Here is a 2,365-nt window from a genome sequence, read left to right on the forward strand (position 1 = left end):
ACATCAAGGTTGCGATCGACTATTCCCGTCTCTGGTGGCCATTGAGCGCCCGGTGAGGGCCAGCGCGTGTAAAGCAAACGTACCCGCGTTGGAAAACCAAACATCGGTAATAACCCCGCATTGGCCAAACGTTCGCTCAACGCATCTTGCGTGTATGTAGGGTCATTGACAACATTTTGAATGGCATTTATCAAGTCTTGGCGGAGATAATCCAACATTTGAGAATTACTAGCATTCGATAATGTTGTTTGCACTCGCAAAATATCCAAAACTGACAAAATCTTCGGTTCATTGGCTGGATGGTTTAACCAATTGGCGATCGCTACTTTATAATTATCCCAAGTCGCAACATCACCAAACTCACCGTGTACGTTGTCAGTCCCACCTAAAGACGCAGTGATTCCCGTGTCTGTGAAAGCTTGCCTTAACACTTCTTTGATGAGGACGCGCTGGAAAATTTCTTGACTCTTCATCTCAACGTAGGGCGGTGGCGGCGGATCGCCTGTGATGCTTTCAGGACGCTGGAAGTAAAAGTCATCGTGACTTCTACCTCGACAGAAGGTAACAGCTAATGAAACTCCCGCAGAACGCCTGCCAGCACGACCAACTCGTTGCTGATAATTAAATCGGCGGGGTGGCATATTTGCCATCATTACTGCTAGCAATGCACCAATATCTACTCCCGCTTCCATTGTCGTTGTGACGCTCAGTAAGTCGATACCCTGAACCCGCAAAATTTCCTGGTTGATAGGGATGTCTTGAAATAACCCCTGGCGCCTAGTTCGCTCTTTTTTGTCAGTTTGACCCGTTAATTCCTCTGCATTCATGCGGAAGGGCTGACCTGATTGTTCTGAGAGATAGGTATAGTAATCAAAGTCAGTGGTTGTCCGTCCGGGGGTTAGATGAATTGTGGGAATGTTGGGATTGTCGAAGCGGCGATCGCTGTTACATTCGGGGCAAACTCCAGCAGCAGGTTGAATAAAGAAAGCATTGCATTGCGGACAACGGAATCCCGGACGCGAACCATCAGAATTTGCCGGGGGTGGTAAAACGAGATAGAGGCGATCGGGATCGAGTATAAATCGTTGACTTTGAGATTGATTTGAAGGTTGGATTGGAATGACTTGTTGTAACTGATGCTGCACGTCGCTTAGTTCAATGTCCGTTCTACTAATGTACCGTTGAGCAAACTTAGGCAAATCTGAATTATTGTCGAGACGGACATGGGAAAAATAGCGATGTAATTTCCGAATTCCTAATTGTCGAATCACTGCTTCAGTTGCTTCAATCAACGGAGTTCGGTTTCCTTGATATTGATAGCTAACCCAACCCTGTGCCAGTCCTTCAATAGTCCGAGCAATGTGGGGGAAAAGAGCATACATCAACTCTTCAGTTAAGAGAGCTTCCAACAGGTCAGCATGAGCTCTCTGTTCCTGGGTGCCGGGAATAACTCGTGCGATTGGATTAGCATTCCAGTTGTAGCAATCAAACCAAGGAAACCTTTCTACTCCCCTTCCCTGTCCGACTGTATAGGTCATAGTCCGAAAGCTGGGTCTGCCCGGACAAATGCCATAATTGAGAAGGCCATCTCGAATCTTATCCCGCAAATTCAGAAGAGGAATTCCCCCTGGGTAGCGCTCTAGTAATCCTAGCCATTCGTCACGAGCCTGCTGATTACTTGAGGGCAAATCATCAATCCAGTCTCTTGCTTCATTTACCAAAGCCTGATTAGTATTGCGAAATCGGTTGCGCCGAACCATATCATCAGGCTGCGGATTCGCAACAACAGCAGTGTAAAGATCTGGGTTCAATGCCTGCAACCTAGTCAGTGCTGTTTGGTTATTTGCACAAGTAATGCGGAGGAAGCCTACAAAGTCATTCCAATAATCTTGAAAAGACTGAATCAGTAACATCCGCGCCATGTCGCGATAATGATCGCGCTCCATCCCTGCAGCTAGCTTGGCGGCATCTTGACGGCTGTCGGAAAATATGACCAGCTTGCGAGACGAGCGACTGGTGGGGCTTATTGGTGCTGGCATTTCTCTCATAAGTCCACTGGCAAGCACTTGGCAAGCTTTCTGAAATCCGGTGCGGTGGAAACGCAGGGGAGTAGGAAATTTGTCTCGTCTTCCGTAGTCAGCATCACAGCGAGGACATTTACTTGGCAATGCTCGTTCTTCTGGATGATTGCCTACCACTTGATAGAGCCACCCTGGTATTTCTTCATCTACTTGTGGTTGAGTGCTATTCTGCGTAAGTGCGCCTGTAGTTCGATTTAACTTGGCACAAACCCATCGGCGTTTTATTTTATCAAGCGTCCATTCTCGGTCTTGTGGCTGCGTATCCCAAACAGGTGTCTCTCCAG

The 2,365-nt window shown here is 47.5% G+C and carries 1 protein-coding gene; it reads right to left on the reverse strand.

Annotated features, from left to right (window positions below; genetic code table 11):
- The coding region (locus ACUVJL_RS38630) for a helicase-related protein (protein ID WP_445250646.1) at positions 1-2,365 on the reverse strand (2,365 nt) is incomplete at both ends.

The sequence above is a fragment of the Microcoleus sp. OTE_8_concoct_300 genome (genome assembly GCF_031383065.1).
In the GTDB taxonomy this organism is placed as follows: Bacteria; Cyanobacteriota; Cyanobacteriia; order Cyanobacteriales; family Microcoleaceae; genus Microcoleus.